The 24408-nt window shown below is 53.9% G+C and carries 20 protein-coding genes; 10 read left to right on the top strand and 10 right to left on the bottom strand.

What is annotated here, in order from left to right; all coding sequences use genetic code 11:
• Positions 1 to 2: 2 nt before the first annotated feature.
• Genes AB4K05_RS00890 through AB4K05_RS00865 form a run of 6 tightly spaced genes read right to left on the bottom strand, consistent with a single transcriptional unit; the run spans position 3 to position 6574 of the window.
• Positions 3 to 944, bottom strand: a complete 942-nt coding sequence (locus AB4K05_RS00890; protein ID WP_368478184.1) for a DUF1861 family protein — start codon at positions 942 to 944, stop codon at positions 3 to 5.
• Positions 944 to 2002 carry a glycoside hydrolase family 130 protein gene (locus AB4K05_RS00885; RefSeq protein ID WP_368478183.1) on the bottom strand — a complete coding sequence of 353 codons (1059 nt, stop codon included), beginning with the start codon at positions 2000 to 2002 and terminating at the stop codon, positions 944 to 946. The genes AB4K05_RS00890 and AB4K05_RS00885 overlap by 1 nt, the downstream gene beginning before the upstream one ends.
• Positions 1983 to 3569 (bottom strand): alpha-glucosidase, encoded by a 1587-nt coding sequence (locus AB4K05_RS00880; protein ID WP_368478182.1) that lies wholly within the window; start codon positions 3567 to 3569, stop codon positions 1983 to 1985. Before AB4K05_RS00880 ends, AB4K05_RS00885 begins: the two co-directional genes overlap by 20 nt.
• Positions 3570 to 3580: 11 nt before the next feature.
• The gene (locus tag AB4K05_RS00875) at positions 3581 to 4408 is read right to left on the bottom strand and encodes a carbohydrate ABC transporter permease (RefSeq protein ID WP_368478181.1); all 828 of its coding nucleotides are present in this window, start codon (positions 4406 to 4408) and stop codon (positions 3581 to 3583) included.
• Positions 4409 to 5275 carry a carbohydrate ABC transporter permease gene (locus AB4K05_RS00870; RefSeq protein WP_368478180.1) on the bottom strand — a complete coding sequence of 289 codons (867 nt, stop codon included), beginning with the start codon at positions 5273 to 5275 and terminating at the stop codon, positions 4409 to 4411.
• A gap of 9 nt (positions 5276 to 5284) precedes the next feature.
• Positions 5285 to 6574: an ABC transporter substrate-binding protein gene (locus tag AB4K05_RS00865; protein ID WP_368478179.1), complete on the bottom strand. Its 1290-nt coding sequence runs from the start codon at positions 6572 to 6574 to the stop codon at positions 5285 to 5287.
• 206 nt (positions 6575 to 6780) lie between these two features.
• Here AB4K05_RS00865 and AB4K05_RS00860 point away from each other — a divergent pair, with 206 nt between their 5' ends.
• From AB4K05_RS00860 to AB4K05_RS00845, 4 genes are all read left to right on the top strand, one after another.
• Entirely contained in the window at positions 6781 to 7833 is a 1053-nt protein-coding gene (locus tag AB4K05_RS00860) for a LacI family DNA-binding transcriptional regulator (protein WP_368478178.1), read from the top strand.
• 28 nt (positions 7834 to 7861) lie between these two features.
• Complete coding sequence (locus AB4K05_RS00855) at positions 7862 to 9250, top strand: phosphomannomutase CpsG (protein ID WP_368478177.1); 1389 nt, start codon at positions 7862 to 7864, stop codon at positions 9248 to 9250.
• The gene (locus tag AB4K05_RS00850; RefSeq protein WP_368478176.1) at positions 9247 to 10329 is read left to right on the top strand and encodes an ABC transporter ATP-binding protein; all 1083 of its coding nucleotides are present in this window, start codon (positions 9247 to 9249) and stop codon (positions 10327 to 10329) included. The genes AB4K05_RS00855 and AB4K05_RS00850 overlap by 4 nt, the downstream gene beginning before the upstream one ends.
• Before the next feature lie 138 nt (positions 10330 to 10467).
• Positions 10468 to 12486, top strand: coding sequence for an FAD-dependent oxidoreductase (locus tag AB4K05_RS00845; protein WP_368478175.1), 2019 nt, complete (start codon positions 10468 to 10470; stop codon positions 12484 to 12486).
• Between the two features lie 97 nt (positions 12487 to 12583).
• On the opposite strand, the gene rlmG is transcribed toward AB4K05_RS00845, so the two are convergent.
• Positions 12584 to 13720 (bottom strand): 23S rRNA (guanine(1835)-N(2))-methyltransferase RlmG, encoded by a 1137-nt coding sequence (rlmG, locus tag AB4K05_RS00840; protein ID WP_368478174.1) that lies wholly within the window; start codon positions 13718 to 13720, stop codon positions 12584 to 12586.
• An 83-nt stretch (positions 13721 to 13803) separates the two neighbouring features.
• On the opposite strand from rlmG, the gene AB4K05_RS00835 reads away from it, so the two are divergent.
• The 4 genes from AB4K05_RS00835 (at position 13804) to sstT (ending at position 18136) form a co-directional block, all read left to right on the top strand.
• Positions 13804 to 14304 (top strand): YgjP-like metallopeptidase domain-containing protein, encoded by a 501-nt coding sequence (locus AB4K05_RS00835; RefSeq protein ID WP_368478173.1) that lies wholly within the window; start codon positions 13804 to 13806, stop codon positions 14302 to 14304.
• 72 nt (positions 14305 to 14376) lie between these two features.
• Positions 14377 to 15363, top strand: coding sequence for a Gfo/Idh/MocA family protein (locus tag AB4K05_RS00830; RefSeq protein WP_368478172.1), 987 nt, complete (start codon positions 14377 to 14379; stop codon positions 15361 to 15363).
• Between the two features lie 271 nt (positions 15364 to 15634).
• Positions 15635 to 16603, top strand: a complete 969-nt coding sequence (locus tag AB4K05_RS00825) for a TerC family protein (protein WP_368478171.1) — start codon at positions 15635 to 15637, stop codon at positions 16601 to 16603.
• 285 nt (positions 16604 to 16888) lie between these two features.
• Positions 16889 to 18136, top strand: coding sequence for a serine/threonine transporter SstT (sstT, locus tag AB4K05_RS00820; RefSeq protein ID WP_368478170.1), 1248 nt, complete (start codon positions 16889 to 16891; stop codon positions 18134 to 18136).
• Positions 18137 to 18154: 18 nt separating this feature from the next.
• Here sstT and AB4K05_RS00815 read toward each other — a convergent pair whose 3' ends face one another.
• From AB4K05_RS00815 to uxaC, 3 genes are all read right to left on the bottom strand, one after another.
• The gene (locus AB4K05_RS00815; RefSeq protein ID WP_368478169.1) at positions 18155 to 18706 is read right to left on the bottom strand and encodes a YgjV family protein; all 552 of its coding nucleotides are present in this window, start codon (positions 18704 to 18706) and stop codon (positions 18155 to 18157) included.
• A gap of 82 nt (positions 18707 to 18788) precedes the next feature.
• Entirely contained in the window at positions 18789 to 20276 is a 1488-nt protein-coding gene (locus AB4K05_RS00810) for a UxaA family hydrolase (protein ID WP_368478168.1), read from the bottom strand.
• Between the two features lie 14 nt (positions 20277 to 20290).
• Complete coding sequence (uxaC, locus tag AB4K05_RS00805) at positions 20291 to 21703, bottom strand: glucuronate isomerase (protein ID WP_368478167.1); 1413 nt, start codon at positions 21701 to 21703, stop codon at positions 20291 to 20293.
• 472 nt (positions 21704 to 22175) lie between these two features.
• On the opposite strand from uxaC, the gene AB4K05_RS00800 reads away from it, so the two are divergent.
• Both AB4K05_RS00800 and exuR read left to right on the top strand, forming a co-directional pair.
• Positions 22176 to 23480, top strand: coding sequence for an MFS transporter (locus AB4K05_RS00800; protein ID WP_368478166.1), 1305 nt, complete (start codon positions 22176 to 22178; stop codon positions 23478 to 23480).
• A gap of 129 nt (positions 23481 to 23609) precedes the next feature.
• Positions 23610 to 24386, top strand: a complete 777-nt coding sequence (exuR, locus tag AB4K05_RS00795) for a transcriptional regulator ExuR (RefSeq protein WP_368478165.1) — start codon at positions 23610 to 23612, stop codon at positions 24384 to 24386.
• Positions 24387 to 24408: the final 22 nt, after the last annotated feature.

Genomic DNA, 24408 nt, shown 5'->3' with positions numbered 1-24408 from the left:
CCCTACGCATCCGTAGGGGGCGTTCTTTTTCTATCTTGCGCGAACGGCGGAGCAATATCCCACCACTGAACTTCGCAATCGCTGGTTCCACAGAACAGTCGAACGTTCCCCTTACCATCCTCCAGCAGCCCGGCTGGAAAAACAACGTCTTGCAGGTCGTCGCTCTTGCTCTCTCCCGGCAAAAAATCATCCCGAGAGGCAATAATCGCCATCGGAGAAGAGGTACCGGAAAGAGGGTCAAAGATGAAACGCGCCGCGTAATAATGGCGGTTTCCCGCATGGTCAAACTGAGCGACATGCGCCAGAACGCCAACGTTACCCGAGGGTAGCAGGTACGCCGCATTAACGCCGCACCAGCAGCGTTCATCAACGTGTGAAATCAGCGCGGCGCGGGCTATCGTCTGCGCATTGAGTTCATCCAACCGGGAAATGATCGTCCAGCCGATGGTGCCGCGTCCGCCTATCTCCCCCTGTGGCCGGGTAAATACCAGAATGCGCCCATCATACAAGGAGACCAGACGAATATCTTTCATGCCCCATGGCCCGGTCGCTAGCGGCCGCAACGTGGCGATAGTTGCGCCATAGAAGAACTGCGTGCGCCAGCGTAGCGGCGTGCCATCCGCCGAAAAAGAGACCTCTACGCCGCCAAACAGCAACTGCCCATCGATGCGCCCAATAAAGGGATCCTGTAGCACAAATACCGGCGCGTCAGGCAGCAACGTTGCCTGCTCACCGCCATCCCAGGCAAAAAAACATACCTGAGAGCGCTCGCAGTCGCGCACCTCAACGCGCGCGGCGATGCACCAGCCACCGTTGTTTAGAAAAGGCACTGTAGGGTTGTACACATCCCTCCCTTCTACGCCATGGAACACTATTTTTCCACGGCGCGACGGCTGCGCGTTCCGCCGGTAGCGACGGTACAGTTCACTCACCTCATCGTGCATTAAACTAGGCCCAAATGATGCCAAAGTGCATCCATCGGTAGCGTCGCCAACGCAGTGCATTCATCCGCCGCGCCATACCAGACATACAGAACATCTTCGCGCACCAACGCCCCGCAGGTAAAGACAACGTTACCGAAAAATCCTTCCCGCTCGTAGGGCGCCGTTGGCTCCAGCAGCGGCACCGGTGATTTCGCCAAAATTTTCAGCGGATCGTTAAGATCCAGCAGTAGCGCCCCCAGACAGTAGCGCTGCCTTGCATCTACGCCGTGATAGATCTCAAGCCAGCCGCGCTCGGTTTTAATCAGCGGCGCACCGCCGCCCGATTTGTTCGCGTCCCACTCATCCCCGGAGCGCCCAAGCAGATGCTGATGATTACCCCAGTGCAGCATATCGGGTGACTCGCAGATCCAGATCTCGGGGTGGCCAAAATGGCACGGCGCAGGACGCGTTAACGCCATATAGCGACCGCCAACTTTTTCCGGGAAGAAGCAGACATCGCGGTTATCCGGGCAGAAAATCAGCCCCTGCTTTTCTACATGGACAAAATCACGGGTGATGGCGAGACCTGTGGAGATACCTAATGATGAAACGGCGGAATAGTTGATATACCAGCGATCGTCAACCCGCGTGATGCGTGCATCTTCGCAGCCATACTCCTCATAGCGGCTGTCGGCGAGGATAAACGGCTGAGCATCAATGGTGTAATGCACGCCGTCCCGGCTACGCGCCAGGCGTAGATGGGACATCGAGGTCAGCCACACCTGCGCCGGATCGTTCTTGAGCACAATAGTGCGCGGATCGCTGAAGTCGAAGCGCTCATCAGCGCGATCGAATGTTTTCGTCGACTGCCGCCAGATGCCATTTTGCTCTTCAAGCAGCGGCACGACGATCTGCCGAGGATCGTCGTTGATAACGCTTTCAGCCACGCGTAGCAACAGGATGATCTCGCCGTTGTACTCGGTTACGCCGGTGTTGAATACGCATTCGACTTTCCGCCCCGGTATCGATGGCACCACATCGTGCGGCGTAATCAGCGGATTAAGACTGTGTCGATTCATGAACTCTCCTTTTCATCAAAATGTGATTTTTGCCCAGCCATTGTGTGTCCTGCCCGTACAGCACATCGGCGGCAATCGCCCGCCAGGGATTGTGTACCGGCATGCCGAAATTGATTGCCACCCATATCCGTTCGTTTGGCGTCGAGCGTGTAAACCGGACGCACCCCTTGGTAAGCGCCAACAGCCCGGCGTCGCCCTCGCGCATAGCCTCCGTTTGCCTGCGCAGCGCAATCAGCGCCTGATAATGCCGCCATAGTGAATCGGGCATTTGCTGCTGCTTCACGGCATTGATTTGCGGATAGTCATCGCCGATCGGCATCCAAGGGCGCACGGTTGAAAATCCGGCAAACGGCGCATCGCTCCACGGCAGCGGCGCGCGCGAGGCATCGCGCGAATGTTCGAGCGCCAGCGTCAGCGCTTGGTCGGCATCCGCCCCCTGCTCAAGCGCGGTGTGGTAACGGGTTTTGCCCTGAACATCAAAAATCTGCTCCACTGACTGCGGGAGATAGTCTGTCATCCCCAGCTCTTCACCCTGAAAAATAAAAGGCACGCCGCGCAGGGTCAGCTGTAGCGCCAGCACCGCAAGCGCCCGCTCGCTATCGCGCGGGCCTTCGCCAAAGCGACCGATCATTCGCGGCATATCGTGGCTGGAAAAAAAGAGCGTAGGTAGGCCAGATTGCCGCGCCTGCGTGGCGTTGATCTCTGAGCATAAGCGAGAGATATCAAAGGTTTTCTGGCTACCAATATTGAAATTGAACACCACATCCATCAGCTCGGGGCTTTGGTAGCGCGCCAGAATATCCAGCTCGTCGCTGCCGATCTCAGCGATCAAGAAGCTGCTCCCCTGCTGGCGAACATAGCCGCATAGGCGGCGTAGCGTGTCGATAATGCCCGGCTGGTTGATATCAAATTCGTGGCGCTGTTCGCCGTCTTCTATCGGGTTATCAGGGCCAATGCCGTTGGTGGTCAGAAAATTGATCACATCAAAACGAAAGCCATCTACACCCTGCGCTTTCCAGAAATCAATAACCCGGTAAATCTCCTGCTCCACCTGCGGGTTCGCCCAATTCAGGTCGACCTGCTGCGGGGCAAACTTATGGTAGTAATATTCGCCGGTATCCGGCTCCGCGCACCAGGCGCTGCCAGAAAAGAATGACTGCCAGTTATTCGGCGTCTTGCTAAACAGAAAGTAGTTGCGGTAGCGGCTGGCCGGGTTATTCCACGCATCGCGAAACCACGGATGCGCCGACGACACGTGGTTCACCACGAGATCGATAATGACGCGAATACCACGTGCGTGGCAGCATTCGACCACCCGTTGAAAATCGGCCAGCGTACCAAAGCGTGGATCGACAGCACAGTAATCGCTGATGTCATAGCCGTTATCGACCAGCGGCGACGGGTAAAACGGAGTGATCCAGATAGCGCCGACGCCGAGCTGCTGTAAGTAGTCCACTTTCGATAATAAACCGGGGAAATCCCCCAGCCCATCGCCGTTGCCATCACAAAACGAGGGCAAATATATTTGATAGCAGGTAGACGCCTGCCACCAGGGTTGATCAGTCACCGCAGCGTTCCTTATTTCAGTGATAACGACATGCCCTGTAAGAAGTATTTACGGAACAGGATGAACAACACCACCACCGGCAGCATCTGCACGACCGCACCGGCCATGACCGGGCCCAGATAGACACCATAGGATTTGCTGAAGGTGGCGAGCAGCACCGAGAACGGCATCTTGTCGACGTCACGTATCACGATCAGCGGCCAGAGGAAGTTGTCCCAGGAGCTGGAGAAGGTAAACAGCGCCACAATGGCCAGAATGGATTTGTTCAGCGGCATCATGACGTGCCGCAGAATGCCCCACAGGCTGGCGTGATCGAGTCGCGCGGCGTACAGATAATCGTTCGGCGTTCCCTTGAAGCTTTGCGACACCATAAAGATCCCCCACGCGCTCATGGCATAGGGCAGGATCATCGCGCTGTAGCCGTTAATCAGCCCCAGCTCACGCATCAAGACAAATTGCGGGATGATGAACATGAACACCGGGAACACCATCTGCACAATGAGCAAATTGCGAAAAGCGTTTTTGCCGTAAAACTCGGTCTTCGCCAGCGCGTATCCCACCAGCATTGAGGTCACGGTGACACAGGCCGTAATGGTGAGTGAAACGAACAGCGAGTTGCCCAGCGTACGGAGGAAGGGTTTGTCCGCACGATTGCTGTTATCAAAAAGAAAGCTGTAGTTCTCCAAGGTGAAATGACCGGAAAACAACCCAGTGGTGTAAATCTCCGCCGTTGGTTTTAGCGAAGAGATCACCATCCAGATGAACGGGTAGAGCCAGCTTAGCGCCAGCAAAAACATCACCGCATGAATTGCTAAGCCTAATGGCGTGAGTTTTTTCATTCACACAATCTCGATATTTTTTTCAAACAGTTTGCGGAAAATCCAGATCGCCAAGAAACTGCATCCAGCAACGATAATCGACATCGCGGCGGCCCAGGTAGGCTTCATATTCTGGAATGCCGCTTCATACATCACCACCATCGGGCTGGTCGTGCTATTTAGCGGCCCACCGCCGGTTATCAGATAAGGCTCGGTAAAAATGCTAAAGGCGACGGTAATTGCCAGTACCATCACCATCACGATCTGCGGGTTCATCATCGGCAGCGTGATGGCCCAACCTTGTTTGAAACGGCCAGTTTTATCCAGCACGGCGGCACTATAAATATCCTGAGGAATGGCCTGCATTCCAGAGTAAAGAATAAGTCCGTAATAGCCGACAAATTTCCAGGTGACGATCAGCGCTATCGAGAGCATGGCGCAATCTGGGTTGGTAAACCAGGGAACAGATATATTGAACGTCTCACGTAAAAACTGATTAACCGGGCCGTACTCACTAAACAACTTAGAAAACACGATGGAATAGGCCACGCCTGATGAGATATTGGCCAGTAAAAAACTGAGTGCAATAAATCCTTTACCGTATTTAATTCTGCGCAAGCCGGCGGCGAATAATAATGAAGTGATAAATACGATCGGTAAATACCACATCAGGAATCGACAAATATTCCACATTGAGATCCAGAATAATTTATCATTCACCACGCCAATAATATTCTGTAGCCCCGTAAAACGGGGCGTACCGATAAACTGCCAGTGGGTCACGCTCAACACTAGCAGCCAGGCCAATGGGTAGAACCAGAACAGCAATGAATATCCAATCCATGCGGAGGCCAACAGACCTCCGGTGCGGGAATCATATCCGGCCATGACTTCCCCTTATTTGGCTAGCTGGGCATTAATTTCTTGTTGAGATTGCTCTAACGCTTTTGCCGGGGCGTCATGGTTAAAAATCACGCGCTCCAGCATTTGCGTCATGCTGCGCTGGACTTCGGTAGTTTGCGGGGTCGCCACCGGCGGCAGGGCAACATCCACGTAAGAGGCGATCTCTTTTTCCAGCGGGTTTTGCGCAAAATATTGGGTAAACAGCGGGTTGGTCATCAGGTCGGCGCGGGCAGGCGGCATGCCGGTCAGCTCAAGCCAGGTGCGATCGTGCTCAGCATTGTTAAAGACCCACTGCATAAACGTCCAAGCCTCGGTTTTATACTTGCTGGAACTGAACATCACCATGCCTTTACTGTCGCCAAATGTATGCGGGTGTGCCACGCCGTTTTGTGTCAGCATCGGGCCAATCTTGATAGTTTTCAGGATGTCAGGATACTGTTTGCGGTAGCGAGCAAGATCCCAGGGGCCCCGCGCAGAAGCCAGCACCTGCCCTGTTGCCAGCGGGTCGTCGGCGGAAGTGAAATCGTAGCTGCTCCATTTTTTGCTAAAGACTTTATCCATAAAGGTCAATACAGCCTGGCCCGCAGGGTTATTAAACCCGGCTTTTTTATCTGCGATATAGGATTCACCGCCGCCTTGCGCATAGTACAGTGGAATGAAGTCAAACCAGCGATCCCACCAGTTTTTACCGGCGGTTAGCTGCATCACATAGCCGTTGTTATCCGCCGCCCGACGCTCAGCCAGTTGATACACCTCGTCATAGCGGGTTGGGGCATGGTCGAAACCGTATTTTTCCAGCAGATCGCCGCGCCACCACCAAACGATAGGGTTGATATAAATGGGCAGAACGTTTTGCTGATCGTTGAGCTTCCATGCAGGAAGAATTGCCGTCATCTGGCGCGTTTTAATCAGATCATCAAAACCCGGCATTTTGGATAAATCCTCAATCTGCCCTACATCGACCAACTGACTTGCAAAGCCAATAAAGATATTACTGGAAATATCCGGCTCAGTTCCGGAAGCAAGCGCATTCATAATGGCTTCTTCCGAACTATTGGCGGCGGGAATCGTGGTAAATGTAACCGGCGTATGCGCGGGGTCTTTATTCCATTCTGTTACCATTTTGTTCCAGAAGGCTTCTTCATTCTCATTGGGTGCCACCCACATTTTAATAGGAGTTTGAGCACTCTCCTGCGTCTCCTTTTTATCGTCTGGCCCGCAGCCGGAAATACAGAGACCAAGTAATATTGACGCCGTTAATTTAGCAACCGTTGAAACATTCACAATATATCTCCCTAACGCTTTATCAGTATTATTTATTTACCGCAGCCCTGCCGTGAATAACGCGTAAGCTAACACCCATTTTTTATGTTTAACGTTAAACAAATCACAAAACTATTTTTGTTTAACGATAAACTCAGCTGCAATTTATTAAGAAATAAAAAGACAGATAAATCATAATTAACGCGAACACAAAACAAGAAAATATAATGTCCGATATATACAAAGAGACGTCAAAAGAAAGAGTCACCGTTAAATCATTAGCGAAAGATATGGGTATTTCTCATACTACGGTATCTAATGCATGGAATAACCCCGACAAGCTCTCAGCCAGTTTGCGCGAGCGCATTTTATCCTATGCAAATTCGGTTGGTTTTCAGGGGCCAGATAAGCTTGCCCGTGCGCTACGTACCGGAAAATCGGACACCATCGGGGTGATATTTAATGACTCGATGAGCTATGTTTTTATCGATCCCCACGACATCAAGTTGATGCGCGGAATTGCCGTACGTTGCGAAGAACAGAATACCAATCTAGTGTTGATCCCGTTAAAAAAAGGGGCCACCAGCGCAGCGCCTTCGCTCACCACGCTGGTCGACGGCTATATCCTCAATGCCACCCATAACAGCGCCGCCATCATCCAGCAAACGCTCGCACGGAGCCTCCCGGTGGTGACGCTCGATTTCCAACTACCGCAGTACAGTAGCGTCTCTATTGATAACGCCAGCGCCATGCGTGATATCACCACCTACCTGATTAACAAAGGGCATCGCCACTTTGGCATCATCTCGTTCTCCTCAAGCCCAGGCATTCATGGAATACGTAATCTTGAGCAAACCATCGCTGGCGATAACACCCTGATGCTGACGCGCGTCAATGCCTGCCGGGAGACGTTTCTCCAGTACGCCATTCCGTCAGATGACTGCTGGCTCTACGAAACATCTCATGATGAGCAACACGGCGAGCTGGCGGCAGAAACCCTGCTGGCGCGTCATCCAGCCATTACCGCCCTGATCTGTCTGTCGGATCGTTTTGCCATTGGCGCGATGAATTTCTGTCAGCGAAATAATCTTGCCATCCCTCAGCAAATTGCCATTACGGGCTTCGACAACATCACGCCGGAAGTGAACGGCATAGGGCTGACCACCATCGCCCAGGATGCGGAGCGCAAAGGCGAAATCGCCGTTGAATTACTCCTGAACAATGGGCCAATCACCCACCATGCGCTGGAATACCAGCTCATCGTGCGGGAAACGGCCTAGCGCATAATGCTTAACAGAAGAGTGGATTATGGATGAACTGACCTGTTTTAAAGCTTACGACATTCGCGGCAAAGTCGATGTCGACCTGACGCCCGAAGTCGCCTTTCGCATTGGCCGGGCCTATGCCGCTTGGTTACGCCCACGGCGGGTGGTCGTCGGCGCGGATATTCGCCTGAGCTCAGAGGCGCTGAAAACTGCGCTGGCCGAGGGGCTAATGGCCAGCGGCGTTGATGTGATTGATATTGGCTTGTCGGGAACCGAGGAGATCTACTTCGCCACCCGCGAACTGCGGGCCGATGGCGGCATTGAGATCACCGCCAGCCATAATCCCGCTGATTACAACGGCATGAAGCTGGTCCGCGAAGAGGCGCGCCCTATCAGCAATGACAATGGGCTGCTGGAGATCAAAGCGCTGGCGGAAAAAAATGCCTTTTCCCCTGCTGTTCATCACGGCGTAATGACCGCCTACGATAACCGCCCCGCCTGGGTTCAATGCCTGCTATGCTTCTTCAGACTGCCACCGGTTCGCCCGCTGCGCGTCGTGGTCAATGCCGGGCACGGCACGGCGGGAGCGGCATTCGATGCGCTGGCGAAAGGGCTGGAAAGTGCTGGCGCACACATTGAATTTATCCGTCTACACCATCAGCCTGACGGCCACTTTCCGGCGGGGGTACCAAACCCAATGCTGGTTGAGAACCGGCGAACAACCCAACGGGCAGTTATCGAACAGCATGCAGATTTCGGCATCGCCTGGGACGGCGATTTCGATCGCTGCTTTTTCTTCGACGAGCGCGGTGAGTTTATCGAGAGCTATTACCTTGTGGGGCTGTTTGCCCGGCATTTTTTACACCAATCACCCAACAGCTACGTGATCCTTGACCCGCGCCTAACCTGGAATACTTTGGATATCATCAATCTCAGCGGTGGTAAGCCTATTATCAGCAAAACCGGGCATGCGTTTATCAAAGCCCGCATGCGTGAGGAAGATGCCATCTACGGCGGCGAAATGAGCGGCCATCACTACTTTCGCGAATTTGGTTACTGTGACAGCGGCATGATTCCACTGGTGCTGATGCTGCAAATCATTGGTGCCGGTAGCCAGCCTCTGTCCGCCTTTATCGCCGACGCCCGGGCGCGTTTTCCCGTTTCCGGCGAGATTAATCTGGTCGTTGACGACCCGGCGACCATCCTGCAAAACATCGCCGCACACTACCGGGCAAAGGACGCGCGATACGACGACTGCGATGGAGTCAGCCTCGCCTTCGCTGACTGGCGTTTTAATTTACGCGCTTCCAACACCGAGCCGCTGCTACGCCTGAATGTCGAAACCCGCGGCGATGCCGACCTGCTCGCCACCAAAACCAAGGAAGTGCTGGCCTTGATAACCGCTCATCGCACTGCAAAGGAGATGCTATGACCGCCCTTTCCCTGAGCAATATCCATAAGAATTACGGCAAGGCGACCATCATTGAAAATTTGTCATTGGAGATTACCTCTGGCGAATTCATCGTGCTGGTCGGCCCTTCCGGCTGCGGTAAGTCGACGCTGCTGCGCATGATAGCCGGCCTCGAGATGCCCGATAGCGGCACGCTGATGATGGGAGAAAAAAACGTCACCCACCTAGCGGCAGGAAAGCGTAGCCTATCGATGGTTTTCCAGTCTTATGCGCTTTATCCCCATATGACGGTGCGGGAAAATCTCTCTTTTGGTCTACGCAATATTCGTACCCCGGCCGATGAAATCACTCGGCGCATCGATCGCGCCGCCGACATGCTTAAGCTCGGTGAGATGCTCGACAGGCTGCCGCAAAATCTTTCCGGTGGTCAACGCCAGCGCGTGGCCATTGGGCGCTCTATCGTCCAGCAGCCGGAGCTGTTTTTATTCGATGAACCGCTGTCTAATCTGGACGCCGCTCTGCGCGTAGAAATGCGCCAGGAAATTCAACAACTGCATAATTCACTCAAAAATACAATGATTTATGTCACCCACGACCAAGTCGAAGCCATGACGCTCGCCGACCGAATCGTGGTGCTATACAAAGGAAAAGTTGAGCAGATCGGCACGCCACTTGAACTGTATAACACCCCAGCAAACCTGTTTGTAGCCGAGTTTATAGGCACGCCAAAAATCAATATTCTCCCTGCCGTCTGGTGCCAGGGCGCGTTACATATTACTGATAACATCATCTTCCCCCTCTCGCGTCAGCCCTTGGGAGTGCGTGAAGGAGATAAGATGTTTGTCGCCATTCGCCCTGAGAATATGCAGTATCAGCAGGCGGGCGACTTCAGCCTGAGCGGTCATACCCGCTTATGTGAGCTTCAGGGAGACTCCACGCTGGTCTGGCTAGAGATCGCCGGGCGTTCGGTTTGCCTGAAATCTTTCCAGCAGTTGAGTTTCCCTGCCATGCAGCCGCTTACGTTGACCGTGCAGGAAGCTCACCTCCATCTGTTTGATACGCTTGGTAAGCGGGTTGCATTCGCAGAGTCCACACACTGAGATACGCCCCCAGCAAAGGGGGCGTTCTTTGAATCCCATCACATTCATCGCATTCCCCTTTTCCCCTTTTTCTTGCCGACGGCTAAATTAGTAACTCATCCGACCACATAACAATAATTTTACATACTGGACAATCTTATGAGCTATCCGTCGCTGTTCGCCCCGCTCGATCTGGGTTTTACCCAGCTAAAAAACCGCGTGCTGATGGGTTCAATGCACACCGGGCTTGAGGAGTATCCCGACGGTGCAGAGCGTCTGGCGGCGTTCTACGCTGAACGCGCACGCCATGGCGTCGCGCTGATTGTCAGCGGCGGGATTGCCCCTGACGCCACCGGCGTCGGAATGGCGGGCGGTGCGATGCTCAATGACGTTAGCCAGCTCCCCCATCACCGTATCATTACTGACGCAGTGCACCAGGAAGGCGGGAAAATTGCGCTGCAGATCCTGCATACCGGCCGCTACAGCTACCAGCCAAAGCTGGTCGCGCCCTCGGCGCTTCAGGCGCCGATAAACCGCTTTACGCCGCACGCGCTCACGCATGACGAGATCCTCGCCCTGATTGATGACTTTGCCCACTGTGCCCAGTTAGCGCGTGAGGCAGGCTACGACGGCGTGGAAGTTATGGGTTCTGAGGGCTATCTGATTAACGAGTTTCTGGCAGCCCGCACCAACCAGCGTGATGACCAATGGGGCGGCGACTACGCTAACCGCATGCGATTTGCCGTAGAGGTGGTACGCGCGGTGCGCCAGCGCGTCGGCAAAGATTTCATTATCGTTTATCGCCTGTCGATGCTCGACCTAGTGGACAACGGCGGGACGTTTGATGAAACCGTTCGGCTGGCGCAAGCCATTGAGGACGCGGGCGCGACGATAATCAACACCGGGATAGGCTGGCACGAAGCGCGGATCCCAACGATTGCCACGCCGGTACCACGCGGGGCGTTTAGCTGGGTTACGCGCAAACTTAAGGGCCATGTGACGATCCCGCTGGTCACCACTAACCGTATTAACGATCCGCAGGTTGCTGACGATGTCCTGTCGCGCGGCGATGCCGATATGGTGTCGATGGCGCGCCCGTTCCTCGCCGACGCTGAGCTGTTATCAAAAGCGCAATCGGGCCGGGCCGATGAGATCAACACCTGTATCGGCTGTAACCAGGCCTGTCTGGATCAGATCTTTGTCGGCAAAGTCACGTCCTGTTTGGTGAACCCGCGCGCCTGCCATGAAACCAAAATGCCGATAGTCCCCGCTACGCATCGCAAAAATCTGGCGGTAGTCGGCGCAGGTCCGGCGGGGCTTTCGTTTGCTGTTAATGCCGCCTCGCGTGGCCATCAGGTGACGCTGTTTGACGCCAATGCCGAGATCGGCGGACAGTTTAATATCGCTAAGCAGATCCCGGGGAAAGAAGAGTTTTATGAAACGCTGCGCTATTACCGGCGGATGATTGATGTCACCGGCGTGACGCTGCGCCTGAATCAGCGGGTCAGCGCCGATTCTCTGCTGGATTTTGATGAGGTTATCCTCGCCAGCGGGATCGTGCCGCGCACGCCACCGATCGAGGGGATCGACCATCCCAAAGTGTTGACCTACCTCGACGTGCTGCGTGATAAAGCGCCGGTCGGCCAGCGGGTGGCGATCGTCGGCTGCGGTGGGATCGGCTTTGATACCGCCATGTATCTAAGTCAGTCCGGCAATCCAACCAGTCAAAATATTGCCGAGTTTTGCGTCGAATGGGGCATCGATACCAGCCTTCAGCAGGCGGGCGGCCTGCGCCCGGAAGGGCCGCATCTGACACGCAGCCCACGGCAGATTGTGATGCTGCAGCGTAAAGCCAGTAAACCCGGCGAGGGACTTGGCAAAACCACCAGTTGGATCCACCGCACCACCCTGCTGTCTCGCGGCGTGAAAATGATCCCAGCGGTAAGCTATCAGAAAATCGACGATGCGGGATTACACGTGGAGATCGACGGCCAGCCGCAGCTATTGGCAGTTGATAACGTGATTATTTGCGCCGGCCAGGAGCCTAACCGTGAGCTCGCTGAGCCGCTACAGGTGGCAGGGAAAAAGGTGCATCTGATTGGTGGTAGCGATGTGGCAGGCGAGCTGGACGCCCGTCGGGCCATTGCGCAGGGAACGAAGTTGGCACTAGAAATGTAGGCCGGATAAGGCGGTCACGCCGCCATCCGGCAATCTGCACCGTATTGCCTGATGGCGCTTTGCTTATCAGGCCTACGGGATAGAACAGGTGATTTAATTAGCGGCGGCGGCCTAATTTCACCGCTTTCAGCACCACAAACTTGTTATTGGTGGCGATGGTTTCGCAGTTACCGAAAATCTTCTTAAGCTTGTGGAAATAATCCAAGTGGCGGTTGGCCACGATATACAGCTCGCCGTTAATTTTCAGGCAGCGGCGCGCATGGTGGAACATTTCCCACGCGATGTTATCGGTCAGCGCATGTTTCTGGTGGAACGGCGGGTTGCACAGCACCGCGTTAAAGCGGAATGGCTCAACGCCAGACAGCGCGTTGTTGATCATAAACTCGCAGCGATCCAATGCTTCCGGCAGGTTGCTTTCTACGTTCAAACGGCTGGAGGCCACCGCCATCGGGGATTCATCAACAAATACCACGCTGGCTTCTGGATTCTTCTCCAGCAAAGTCATACCGATAACGCCGTTACCGCAGCCGAGATCGACAATCTCGCCTTCCAAATTATCCGGCAGGTGCTCCATAAAGAAGCGCGCGCCGATATCCAACCCGGTACGCGAGAAGACGTTCGCGTGGTTGTGGATAGTCCAGTCGGTGCCTTCTAACTTCCAGCTCAGCGTCAGCGAAGCATCCGCCAGATCTGGCTTACTGAAGGTGCAGTTAATAAGACGGGCTTTCTTCCACGCCAAGGTCGTCGTAGTCGGGCCAAGTACTTTTTCAAACAGTTCAAGCGTTGAGGTGTGAATATCGCGGGCTTTCGCGCCAGCGATAATGCGCGTTTGCGGCGTCACCACTTCACGCAATGCGCGCAGCTGTTGCTCCAGCAGCGCCATCGTTTTTGGGATCTTAATCAGCACCACGCCCGGCGCCTGCGGATATTCTGCGGTGCTGTCGAGAAACTTGACGCTGGATTCCGCGATATCGTTATGACGCAGGTTTTCACGCGTCGCCAGCTCGCTTAAGTAAGAGTCGCCAATGCTATACGGCGTATGTTCCGCCAGCGCACAGCCCAACGCGCCAAAGGTATCATTCAGGATGAGCACCGGGCCGCTAATTTCCGTGTCGTCCAGCTGTTGCAGCAGATATTCATCTGCCGCTTCCCACGCCAGCAGCGGGTTAACGTCATCCGTCTCCGGGAAACGTTTAAGTGTTAGCGAACGGAAACCGTTGTCTATGTGGCTCATCGGCCCTCCTGAATGGTAAAATTTCGGCGTATCCCTGAAAAGGGTGCGTGAGTATACACTTTTTATGATTTGCGTGGGCAAAGATGAACCAACTAACTTACCTCCAGGGCTATCCGGAACACTTGTTAAGCCAAGTGCGTACCTTAATCGCCGAAAAGCGTTTGGGCACGGTGCTGGAAAAACGCTATCCCGACACACACGATTTCGCCACCGATAAGGCGCTCTGGCAGTATACGCAGGATCTGAAAAGCCAGTATCTGCGCAACGCCCCGCCTATCAATAAAGTGATGTATGACAACAAGATCCACGTGCTGAAAAATGCGCTCGGACTACATACCGCGGTCTCTCGCGTACAGGGAGGAAAGCTCAAAGCAAAAGCCGAGATCCGCGTCGCCACCGTTTTTCGCAATGCGCCGGAAGCTTTTTTGAAGATGATCGTGGTGCATGAGCTAGCGCATTTAAAAGAAAAAGAGCACGACAAAGCGTTCTATCAGCTGTGCTGTCATATGGAACCGCAGTACCACCAGTTGGAGTTCGACACCCGTTTATGGCTGACGCACCTTTCGTTAAAGGAAACTGCGTAGTCGGGCACTGGTATTGTCATAACACCGTGATACATTGAGGAAAGACCCCCTTTATGGAGCCTGAAGGCACTTATGATACGTTTCGCTGTGATTGGGACAAACTGGATCACCCGCCAGTTTGTCGATGCCGCTCATGAGACCGGCAAGTACAAGTTAACTGCCGTTTATTCCCGCAGCCTCGAGCAGGCACAAAGCTTCGCTAACGATTATCCCGTCGAGCATCTGTTTACCTCGCGGGAAGCGATGGCGCAAAGCGATGACATTGACGCGGTGTATATCGCCAGCCCAAACTCGCTGCACTTTCCGCAAACCGCTCTGTTCTTACGGCATAAAAAACATGTCATCTGCGAGAAACCGCTCGCCTCGAACCTGCATGAAGCCGAGCAGGCGATTGCCCTTGCCCGTGAAAACCAGGTGGTGCTGTTCGAAGCGTTTAAAACGGCCAGCCTGCCTAACTTCCAACTGCTACAGCAGACGTTGCCAAAGCTTGGTCAGATCCGTAAAGCATTTATCAACTACTGCCAGTACTCTTCACGCTATCAACGCTATTTAGACGGTGAAAACCCAAATACCTTTAATCCTGCCTTCTCCAACGGCTCAATTATGGATATCGGTTTTTACTGCCTGGCGTCTGCAGTCGCGCTGTGGGGTGAGCCTAAGCAGATTCAAGCCTCCGCCAGCCTGCTGGACAGCGGCGTCGATGCTCATGGCGTGGTGGTGATGGATTACGGTGATTTCAGCGTAACGTTGCAACATTCCAAGGTCAGCGACTCCAACCTGCCAAGTGAAATTCAGGGCGAGGACGGTGCGCTGGTTATCGAGAAAATCTCCGAATGCCAGAAACTGTCCTTCATCCCGCGCGGCAGCAAGGCGCAGGATCTCAGCCAGCCTCAGCATATTAATACTATGCTGTATGAAGCCGAAGAATTTGCGCGGCTGGTCGAAAGCAACGAAGTTGACCACCCTGGGCTCGAAGTCAGTCGTATTACCGCTAAAGTTCAGACCGAAATTCGTCGCCAGACCGGCGTCGTTTTCCCTGCGGATGCGCCGGCTGCGTAAAACAGTGTAAAAGAGATGTTGCGGGCCATTGACGAAATCAATGGCCTGTCATATTTTGTTACCTGCAAAGGGGAGTAACTTCCTAGTCGGTGGATCGTCATTACGATACGTACAACACGTATCCGGTCGCCGGGCAACGAAAAAGGAATACGGACGCGTATTCCTTTCTTGTTGTAAGTGAGACCTTGCCGGAAGGCGAGGTCTATGCATAAAAAGCAACGGCTATCGTTTTCCGACGTTAGCCGTTTTTTTATGCGTAAGGAAAAGAGTTATGAATACAGTCGGCACACCGTTGCTGTGGGGCGGATTCGCCGTTGTCGTGGTGATTATGCTTGCCATTGACCTGCTGCTGCAGGGTCGTCGCGGCGCACATACCATGACCATGAAACAGGCGGCAAGCTGGTCGCTGGTCTGGGTTACCCTCTCGTTACTGTTTAACGCTGCCTTTTGGTGGTATCTGGCCGAAACCCAGGGACGTGCCGTGGCCGATCCACAGGCGCTGGCCTTCCTCACCGGCTATCTGATTGAAAAATCACTGGCGGTCGACAACGTCTTTGTCTGGCTGATGCTGTTCAGCTACTTCTCCGTTCCGCCTGCTTTGCAGCGTCGCGTGCTGGTCTACGGCGTGCTCGGGGCGATTGTGCTGCGTACCATCATGATCTTCGCGGGCAGCTGGCTGATAACCCAATTTGAATGGCTGCTGTACGTCTTCGGCGCGTTCTTGCTGTTTACCGGTATTAAAATGGCGCTGGCGAAAGAGGATGAAGGCGGTATTGGCGACAAGCCACTGGTGCGCTGGCTGCGCAGCCACCTGCGCATGACCGACAAAATCGAGAACGAGCACTTCTTTACCCGCAAAAACGGCGTGCTGTTTGCCACCCCGCTGCTGCTGGTGCTGATTCTGGTTGAGCTAAGCGATGTGATTTTCGCGGTAGACAGCATTCCGGCTATCTTCGCGGTGACTACCGATCCGTTCATCGTGTTGACGTCTAACCTGTTCGCGATCCTCGGTCTGCGTGCCATGTACTTCCTGTTAGCAGGCGTTGCAGAGCGCTTCTCAATGCTGAAGTACGGTCTGTCGGTGATCTTGGTATTTATCGGTATCAAGATGCTGATCGTCGATTTCTACCACATCCCAATTGCCATTTCGCTGGGTGTGGTTGGCGGCATTCTGCTGCTCACGCTGCTGATTAACGCGTGGGTTAACCATCGCAATGATGTAAAAAATAAAGCCATCTAACCGCAAGCCCGGCATCGCAATGCGACGCCGGGCTCATCACCATTCTTCACTGCGACGGGGTAAGCGCCTCGTCCCTGCTTCCTTTCCTGCCCAATCGACATCACGAAATGTAAATCATTAGTTAAAAACTATGACGCATGGCGTAAATTCCAGCATTTTATACTTCCCCAAATCTACAGTTTCCTTATACTCGATCGGGCAAACATCTTTTTACATCCAGACATAAACGTAACAAATAATACGTCACTGGAAAGACACAACACATCAATTGAAGGAATGCACTCAATGACGACAAAATCCACGTTACCCGGATTTTTACGCATACTGATGGCTGGTAGCCTGGTAAAACAAATCCTCGTCGGCCTGATACTCGGTATCCTGCTGGCCGTCGTTTCCAAACCCGCCGCGATTGCCGCTGGTCTGCTGGGTACGCTGTTCGTCGGCGCCCTGAAGGCTGTTGCACCTGTGCTGGTACTGATGCTGGTGATGGCCTCCATCGCTAACCATCAGCAGGGGCAAAAAACCAACATTCGCCCTATTCTGTTCCTCTATCTGCTGGGCACCTTTGCCGCCGCATTGACCGCCGTCATTTTCAGCTTCCTGTTCCCTTCAACGCTGCATTTAAGCGCTGCCGCTGAGGATATTGTTCCACCTTCCGGCATTGTTGAAGTACTGCGCGGCCTGTTGATGAGCATGGTGTCTAACCCGATTACCGCACTGATGAATGCGAACTACATCGGCATTCTGGTGTGGGCCGTAGGCTTGGGCTTTGCGCTGCGCCATGGTAACGACACGACCAAAAACCTGATCAACGATATCTCCAACGCGGTAACGTTCATCGTTAAAGTGGTTATTCGCTTTGCACCGCTGGGGATTTTCGGTCTGGTATCTTCTACCCTGGCCACGACCGGTTTTAGTACGCTGTGGGGCTATGCCCAACTGCTGCTGGTGCTGGTTGGCTGCATGTTGCTGGTGGCGCTGGTGATTAACCCGCTGCTGGTTTACTGGAAAATTCGCCGCAACCCGTATCCGCTGGTGATGGCCTGCCTGCGCGAAAGTGGCGTTTACGCCTTCTTTACCCGCAGCTCTGCCGCCAACATTCCGGTCAACATGGCGCTGTGCGAGAAGCTGAATCTGGACCGCGATACCTATTCAGTTTCCATCCCGCTGGGTGCCACCATCAACATGGCCGGTGCAGCAATCACCATCACTGTGCTAACGCTGGCAGCGGTGCATACGCTGGGTATTCCAGTTGATTTGCCTACCGCTTTGCTGCTGAGCGTCGTGGCGTCGCTGTGTGCCTGTGGCGCGTCCGGCGTGGCGGGCGGCTCACTGCTGTTGATCCCGCTGGCCTGTAACATGTTCGGTATCCCTAACGATATCGCCATGCAGGTCGTCGCCGTTGGCTTTATCATCGGCGTACTGCAGGACTCCTGCGAAACCGCGCTCAACTCCTCAACCGACGTGCTGTTTACCGCGGCGGCTTGTCAGGCAGAAGATGCGCGTCTGGAAAAAAACGCCCTGCGTAGCTAACCTTCCTCCCCTTCGCCATCAGGCGGAGGGGCTTTCTTCCTGCACCTTCTTCTCGACCTTAAACGGATCGATTCCCTTACGCTGCATTCGCCAGAAGCGAATAATATTCAGGCCGTTCATCACGAGGAAGCTGCCTTCAATTAGCGTGCCGCCAATCGAACCCAGCCAGAAATTGTGCATCACCCAGCAGGCGGTCGAGCACCACATCACGCAGCGCACCGTCAGCCCTTTGCACCGAAACAGCGCCCAGGTGCTGGCCACCGTGCCGATAACCGGCAAAATCTCCATGGCATGCTGAAGTTTACTGATGCCGATGATAAGCGTCAGGGCGATAAATAAGAACATCACCCACAAACGTCGGGTATAAACCGAAATCACCGTACGAATCACGTTAAGCTCGGCGCTAGCCCCGGCCGGGATTGCCCCCATCAAGAAAAAGTGCAGGCCAATCACGCCGCTGTAGATGGCGAGCTGAAACTTAAAACGACGCTCGTCGCGGTTGATAAACGTGGTGATGCCAATCAGAAAAGCGATGATTCCTACGCCCTGGGCCAGCCAATACGTGGTCATGAAAAGTCCCTGAGAAACGAAGCCAAAAAAACGGCGCTTCAGTATTTGAAACGCCGTTTTATCGTATCAGATAACAATGCTATTACAACGTGACGCCACTCTTAAACAGCGCCAGCTCGCGGAAATCGTTGCGCTCGTTGCAGGTCTGTTTGCCGTTGGCAAAATCAACGATGGTGTCGACGAATTCGTTCAACAGCTCAGGCATCGCTTTACCGTGAATCAGTTGGCCGGCATCGAAGTCGATCCAGTGCTTTTTCTTCGCTGCCAGTTCGCTATTGGTGGCGATCTTCACCGTTGGCACAAAACCGCCATACGGTGTGCCGCGACCGGTACTGAACAGCACCATGTGGCAGCCCGCTCCGGCCAATGCGCTGGTGGCAACGGCATCGTTACCCGGTGCACTCAGCAGATTCAGGCCGTGGGTTTTCAGGCGCTCGCCGTAGCGCAGCACGTCAACCACCTGGCTGGAACCCGCTTTCTGCGTACAACCCAGCGATTTATCTTCCAGCGTGGTAATGCCGCCTGCTTTGTTACCCGGTGATGGGTTCTCGTAGATCGGCTGATTATGGGCAATGAAGTACTGCTTGAAGTCATTAACCATCGTCACCAGTTTGCCGAAAGTCTCTTCATCGCGACAATGATCCATCAGCAGCTGCTCGGCACCGAACATTTCCGGCACTTCGGTCAGCACGGTGGTGCCGCCATTGGCAATCACGTAGTCAGAGAAGCGACCCAGCATCGGGTTGGCGGTAATACCGGACAGGCCATCAGACCCGCCGCACTCCAGACCAAACTTCAGCTCGCCCAGTTTACCCGGCTCACGCTTATCGTTGCGCATCACGGCATAAAGCTGGCGAAGGTGTTCAAGCCCCGCTTCCACTTCGTCTTCCTGGTGTTGGCAGACCATGAAGTGAACGCGTTCCGGGTCGAACTCGCCTAAGGTTTCGCGGAAGGCATCAATCTGGTTGTTCTCACAGCCCAGCCCCACGACCAGCACCGCACCCGCATTTGGGTGACGCACCATATTTTGCAGCATGGTACGGGTGTTGATATGGTCATCACCCAGCTGCGAGCAGCCGTAGGTGTGGCTGAAGAGATGAACACCATCAATATCTTCTGCGTCGTTGCTCTCTTTGAGAAAACGCGTCTGCATCTGGCGAGCCATCGCGTTAACGCAACCCACTGTCGGCAGGATCCACAGTTCGTTACGCACCCCAACCTCGCCGTTCGGGCGGCGATAAATCTGCACCTCACGATCGGCTGGCTGGGCGACTTCGGCCTGGAAATCAGGTTGGTAGCGATACGTGTCCAAGTCGCTCAGATTAGTGCGCGTGTTATGAGCATGAATATGCTCACCCGCCGCAACGTCCGCCAACGTATGACCGATTGGCAAACCGTATTTAATGACGTTTTCGCCTTTCGCAATATCGTGTAAAGCGAATTTATGGCCGCGAGTCACCGCCTGGCGCAGGGTTACGACCTGACCATCAACGGTAACTTCCGTCCCTTCAGCCAAATCAGCGAGCGCTACCGCGACATTATCCAGCGCATGGATCTTGATGTATTGCATACCAACCCCAGACCTTAGTTCAGTTCAATGGCGAAGTAGTCACGCGCATTGTTAAAGCAAATATTTCTCACCATCTCACCCAGCAGTTGGATGTCGGCAGGCGCTTCGCCCGCAGCAACCCAACGACCAATCATTTGGCACAGAATACGGCGGAAGTATTCATGGCGGGTATAAGACAGGAAGCTACGGCTATCGGTCAGCATCCCAACAAAACGGCTCAGCAGGCCAAGCTGGGCAAGCTGGGTCATCTGGCGTTCCATACCGTCTTTTTGGTCGTTGAACCACCAGCCGGAACCGAACTGCATCTTGCCCGGCATCCCTTCACCTTGGAAGTTACCGATCATGGTACCCAGCACTTCGTTGTCGCGCGGGTTCAGACAGTAGAGGATCGTTTTTGGCAGCAGGTTCTGTTCGTTCTGCTTGCTCAGCAGCTTAGACAGTTCTTCCGCCATCGGACGGTCGTTGATGGAGTCGAAGCCGACATCCGCGCCCAGCAGCTTGAACTGACGCTGGTTGTTATTACGCAGCGCGCCAATGTGGTACTGCTGTACCCATTCGCGACGAGCGTATTCAGCGCCAAGGAAGACCAGCACGGCGGTTTTGAACTGTGCCACTTCGTGCTCGCTCAGCGTTTCACCTGCCAGACGACGGGCCAGGATGCTGTCGAGTTCTGCTTCGTTAGATTCGGCAAACAGCACTACGTCCAGCGCATGGTCGGATACTTTACAGCCGTGGGCAGCAAAGTGATCCAGACGCTTGGTCAGCGCAGTCTGCAGGTCGGCAAAGCGACGGATTTCAGTGTCAGAAACCTCAGCGAGTTTCGCCATATAGTCGCCGAAGGTTGCCTGCTCAATGTTGAAGGCTTTATCCGGGCGCCAGCTAGGCAGCACTTTCACATCAAAGGAGGTGTCCTGCGCGATGACGGCGTGATGTTCCAGAGAATCGATTGGATCATCAGTGGTGCCCGCCATTTTGACGTTCATCTGTTTCATGATGCCGCGCGCAGAAAACTTATCCTGTGCCAGCAGTTCATTACACTCATCCCAGATTTCGCCAGCGGTGGCTGGTGACAGCAGCTTGCCAGTGATACCGAACGGACGGCGCAGTTCCAGATGCGTCCAGTGGTACAGAGGGTTACCGATCGTGTGCGGTACGGTCGCCGCCCATGCTTCAAATTTCTCACGGTCAGATGCGTCGCCGGTGCACAGACGTTCCGCCACGCCGTTGGTACGCATCGCGCGCCACTTGTAGTGATCGCCTTTCAGCCAGATGTCATACAGGTTTTTGAAACGATAGTCCTGCGCAACCTGTTGTGGTGGCAGATGGCAGTGATAATCGAAAATCGGCTGGTCTTTTGCGTAGTCGTGGTACAGACGGCGAGCAAATTCGGTGTCTAACAGGAAATCTTCAGTCATAAACGCGGTCATTATCGTCTTCCTCTCAACGAGTGGGTCAGATGCTTATCTGTAATGCTGTCAAAGTTATCACACCAATTTCGTGGAACAGAGATTTTTTTCGTGAGTTAGATCAATAAACCCTGACAAAAAATGACAAAAAAATCAGCCAAACTCCTCTGCAAGCCGCGCCACGACTGGCCTGATATATCTACCCCTTAAACACTATGGTAAATACCTCTTTTGTGACGGTATTCACCTTTTAAAGTTGTATGACAAGTTATCTTGCCCTCCGTCGAAATACATTGAACGACGGAATGCATTGGTGGTGGTCAATACAGACACCTGATTGAGCGGTACGGATACCGAATTCAGCAGACGTATTAATGGCAAGTTCGGGCCGTACCGGGAATCACTTCTTCGGTAAGCCCCTCGATTAAGACATCCCCTGCAACATGGGAGATGGCTGCGGAACTCGCAGAGATAACAACACGACGAGGTTTACATGCGTAAAATTAAAGGGTTACGTTGGTATATGATTGCACTGGTGACAATGGGCACCGTGCTGGGATACCTGACACGTAATACCGTGGCGGCAGCGGCACCGACACTGATGGCCGAGCTGCACATTTCCACACAGCAATATTCCTATATCATCGCTGCTTACTCTGCAGCCTACACCGTGATGCAACCGGTCGCCGGATACGTACTGGACGTTCTGGGGACGAAAATCGGTTATGCCTTCTTCGCCGTTGCCTGGGCTATCTTCTGCGGCGCAACCGCGCTGGCAGGCAGTTGGGGCGGTCTGGCAATCGCACGTGGCGCGGTTGGTGCAGCTGAAGCGGCAATGATCCCGGCGGGCTTGAAAGCCAGCTCCGAATGGTTCCCGGCTAAAGAGCGTTCTATCGCGGTCGGCTACTTTAACGTCGGTTCCTCTATTGGTGGGATGATTGCGCCTCCGTTAGTCGTCTGGGCTATCGTGATGCACAGCTGGCAGATGGCGTTCATCATCTCCGGTGTCCTGAGCTTCATCTGGGCCATGTGCTGGCTGGTCTTCTACAAACACCCGCGCGATCAGAAAAAATTAACCGATGAAGAACGCGAGTACATCATTGGCGGTCAGGAAGCACAGCACCAGACCAACAACGGTAAGAAAATGTCGCCATGGCAGATTATTCAGACCCGTCGTTTCTGGGGCATTGCTCTGCCGCGTTTCTTGGCAGAACCAGCTTGGGGTACCTTCAACGCCTGGATCCCACTGTTCATGTTTAAAGTTTATGGCTTTGATCTGAAAGAAATCGCGATGTTTGCGTGGATGCCAATGCTGTTTGCTGACCTCGGCTGCGTTATCGGTGGTTACCTGCCGCCGCTGTTCCAGCGCTGGTTCGGTGTGAATCTGATCGTTTCGCGTAAAATGGTTGTCACCATGGGCGCACTGCTGATGATTGGCCCGGGCCTCATCGGTCTGTTCACCAGCCCGTACATTGCTATCGCCCTGCTGTGCCTCGGCGGCTTCGCTCACCAGTCACTGTCCGGCGCGCTGATTACGCTGTCTTCTGACGTCTTCGGTCGTAACGAAGTCGCCACCGCCAACGGTCTGACCGGGATGGCGGCATGGATGGCAAGCACCATGTTTGCTCTGGTGGTTGGCGCACTGGCTGATACCATCGGCTTTAGCCCACTGTTCGCAGTATTGGCTATCTTCGACTTGTTAGGTGCCTTGGTCATCTGGACCGTCCTGCAGAATAAGCAGGCGGACAACGGTGAATCAGACTCCGGACACTCGACGCAGCCTGCCACGCAAAGCTAATCTGTAAGCAAGATCTGTTTTCTCTTAAGCCGCCTGACTCTAGGCGGCTTTTTTCATGTCAAATTGTGGTTAGCTGCTCGTAAAAGTGGTATAACAAATTTAACCTGCCGTACCCTGCCTGGAGAGCATATGGAAATCACTGACGCACGACGTTTATATCAGCAACTCGCTGCTGAGCTAAAAGAACGCATTGAGCAAGGCGTTTATCTTGTGGGCGAAAAGCTGCCTGCAGAGCGCTTTATTGCCGATGAGAAAAACGTCAGCCGTACGGTGGTTCGTGAAGCGATTATCATGCTGGAAGTTGAAGGCTACGTTGAAGTCCGTAAAGGATCGGGCATCCACGTCATGTCGAATCAGGCGAAATACCACCAGGCCCCGGATGAAAATCTGGAGTTCGCCAACTATGGTCCCTTCGAACTGCTGCAAGCACGCCAGCTGATTGAAAGTAACATCGCGGAATTTGCCGCCACCCAGGTCACCAAGCAGGACATCATGAAGCTGATGGAGATCCAAGAAAAGGCGCGCAAAGAGAAGTGTTTCCGCGACTCGGAGTGGGATCTCCAGTTCCACGTCCAGGTTGCCTTGGCTACGCAGAATACCGCGCTCGCGGCAATCGTTGAGAAAATGTGGACCCAGCGCGTGCATAACCCGTACTGGAAAAAACTGCACGACCATATCGACTCACGTACCGTCGATAACTGGTGTGACGATCACGATCAAATCCTCAAGGCGCTGATCCGTAAGGACCCACATGCGGCTAAGCTCGCGATGTGGCAGCACTTGGAAAACACCAAGCTGATGTTGTTTAACGAAACCAGCGATGACTTCGAGTTCAACGCCGACCGTTATCTGTTTGCCGACAACCCGGTTGTTCATTTGGATACCGCCACCGCTGGCAGTAAGTAACGCCGCATTCCAAGGCTTGCCT

Source organism: Kluyvera sp. STS39-E, from assembly GCF_040932435.1.
GTDB lineage: Bacteria > Pseudomonadota > Gammaproteobacteria > Enterobacterales > Enterobacteriaceae > Kluyvera.
The sequence above is the reverse complement of the archived record's forward strand: the minus strand, read 5'-3'. Positions and strand labels throughout refer to the sequence as shown.

What these genes read in the sequence shown, in the direction of transcription:
- AB4K05_RS00890 (WP_368478184.1), bottom strand. Translation starts at nt 944, where the DNA reads ATGCACGATGAGGTGAGTGAACTGTACCGTCGCTACCGGCGGAACGCG.
- AB4K05_RS00830 (WP_368478172.1), top strand. Translation starts at nt 14,377, where the DNA reads ATGATACGTTTCGCTGTGATTGGGACAAACTGGATCACCCGCCAGTTT.
- AB4K05_RS00835 (WP_368478173.1), top strand. Translation starts at nt 13,804, where the DNA reads ATGAACCAACTAACTTACCTCCAGGGCTATCCGGAACACTTGTTAAGC.
- AB4K05_RS00870 (WP_368478180.1), bottom strand. Translation starts at nt 5,275, where the DNA reads ATGGCCGGATATGATTCCCGCACCGGAGGTCTGTTGGCCTCCGCATGG.
- exuR (WP_368478165.1), top strand. Translation starts at nt 23,610, where the DNA reads ATGGAAATCACTGACGCACGACGTTTATATCAGCAACTCGCTGCTGAG.
- rlmG (WP_368478174.1), bottom strand. Translation starts at nt 13,720, where the DNA reads ATGAGCCACATAGACAACGGTTTCCGTTCGCTAACACTTAAACGTTTC.
- AB4K05_RS00855 (WP_368478177.1), top strand. Translation starts at nt 7,862, where the DNA reads ATGGATGAACTGACCTGTTTTAAAGCTTACGACATTCGCGGCAAAGTC.
- AB4K05_RS00885 (WP_368478183.1), bottom strand. Translation starts at nt 2,002, where the DNA reads ATGAATCGACACAGTCTTAATCCGCTGATTACGCCGCACGATGTGGTG.
- AB4K05_RS00845 (WP_368478175.1), top strand. Translation starts at nt 10,468, where the DNA reads ATGAGCTATCCGTCGCTGTTCGCCCCGCTCGATCTGGGTTTTACCCAG.
- AB4K05_RS00810 (WP_368478168.1), bottom strand. Translation starts at nt 20,276, where the DNA reads ATGCAATACATCAAGATCCATGCGCTGGATAATGTCGCGGTAGCGCTC.
- AB4K05_RS00860 (WP_368478178.1), top strand. Translation starts at nt 6,781, where the DNA reads ATGTCCGATATATACAAAGAGACGTCAAAAGAAAGAGTCACCGTTAAA.
- AB4K05_RS00815 (WP_368478169.1), bottom strand. Translation starts at nt 18,706, where the DNA reads ATGACCACGTATTGGCTGGCCCAGGGCGTAGGAATCATCGCTTTTCTG.
- sstT (WP_368478170.1), top strand. Translation starts at nt 16,889, where the DNA reads ATGACGACAAAATCCACGTTACCCGGATTTTTACGCATACTGATGGCT.
- AB4K05_RS00875 (WP_368478181.1), bottom strand. Translation starts at nt 4,408, where the DNA reads ATGAAAAAACTCACGCCATTAGGCTTAGCAATTCATGCGGTGATGTTT.
- AB4K05_RS00800 (WP_368478166.1), top strand. Translation starts at nt 22,176, where the DNA reads ATGCGTAAAATTAAAGGGTTACGTTGGTATATGATTGCACTGGTGACA.
- uxaC (WP_368478167.1), bottom strand. Translation starts at nt 21,703, where the DNA reads ATGACCGCGTTTATGACTGAAGATTTCCTGTTAGACACCGAATTTGCT.
- AB4K05_RS00850 (WP_368478176.1), top strand. Translation starts at nt 9,247, where the DNA reads ATGACCGCCCTTTCCCTGAGCAATATCCATAAGAATTACGGCAAGGCG.
- AB4K05_RS00825 (WP_368478171.1), top strand. Translation starts at nt 15,635, where the DNA reads ATGAATACAGTCGGCACACCGTTGCTGTGGGGCGGATTCGCCGTTGTC.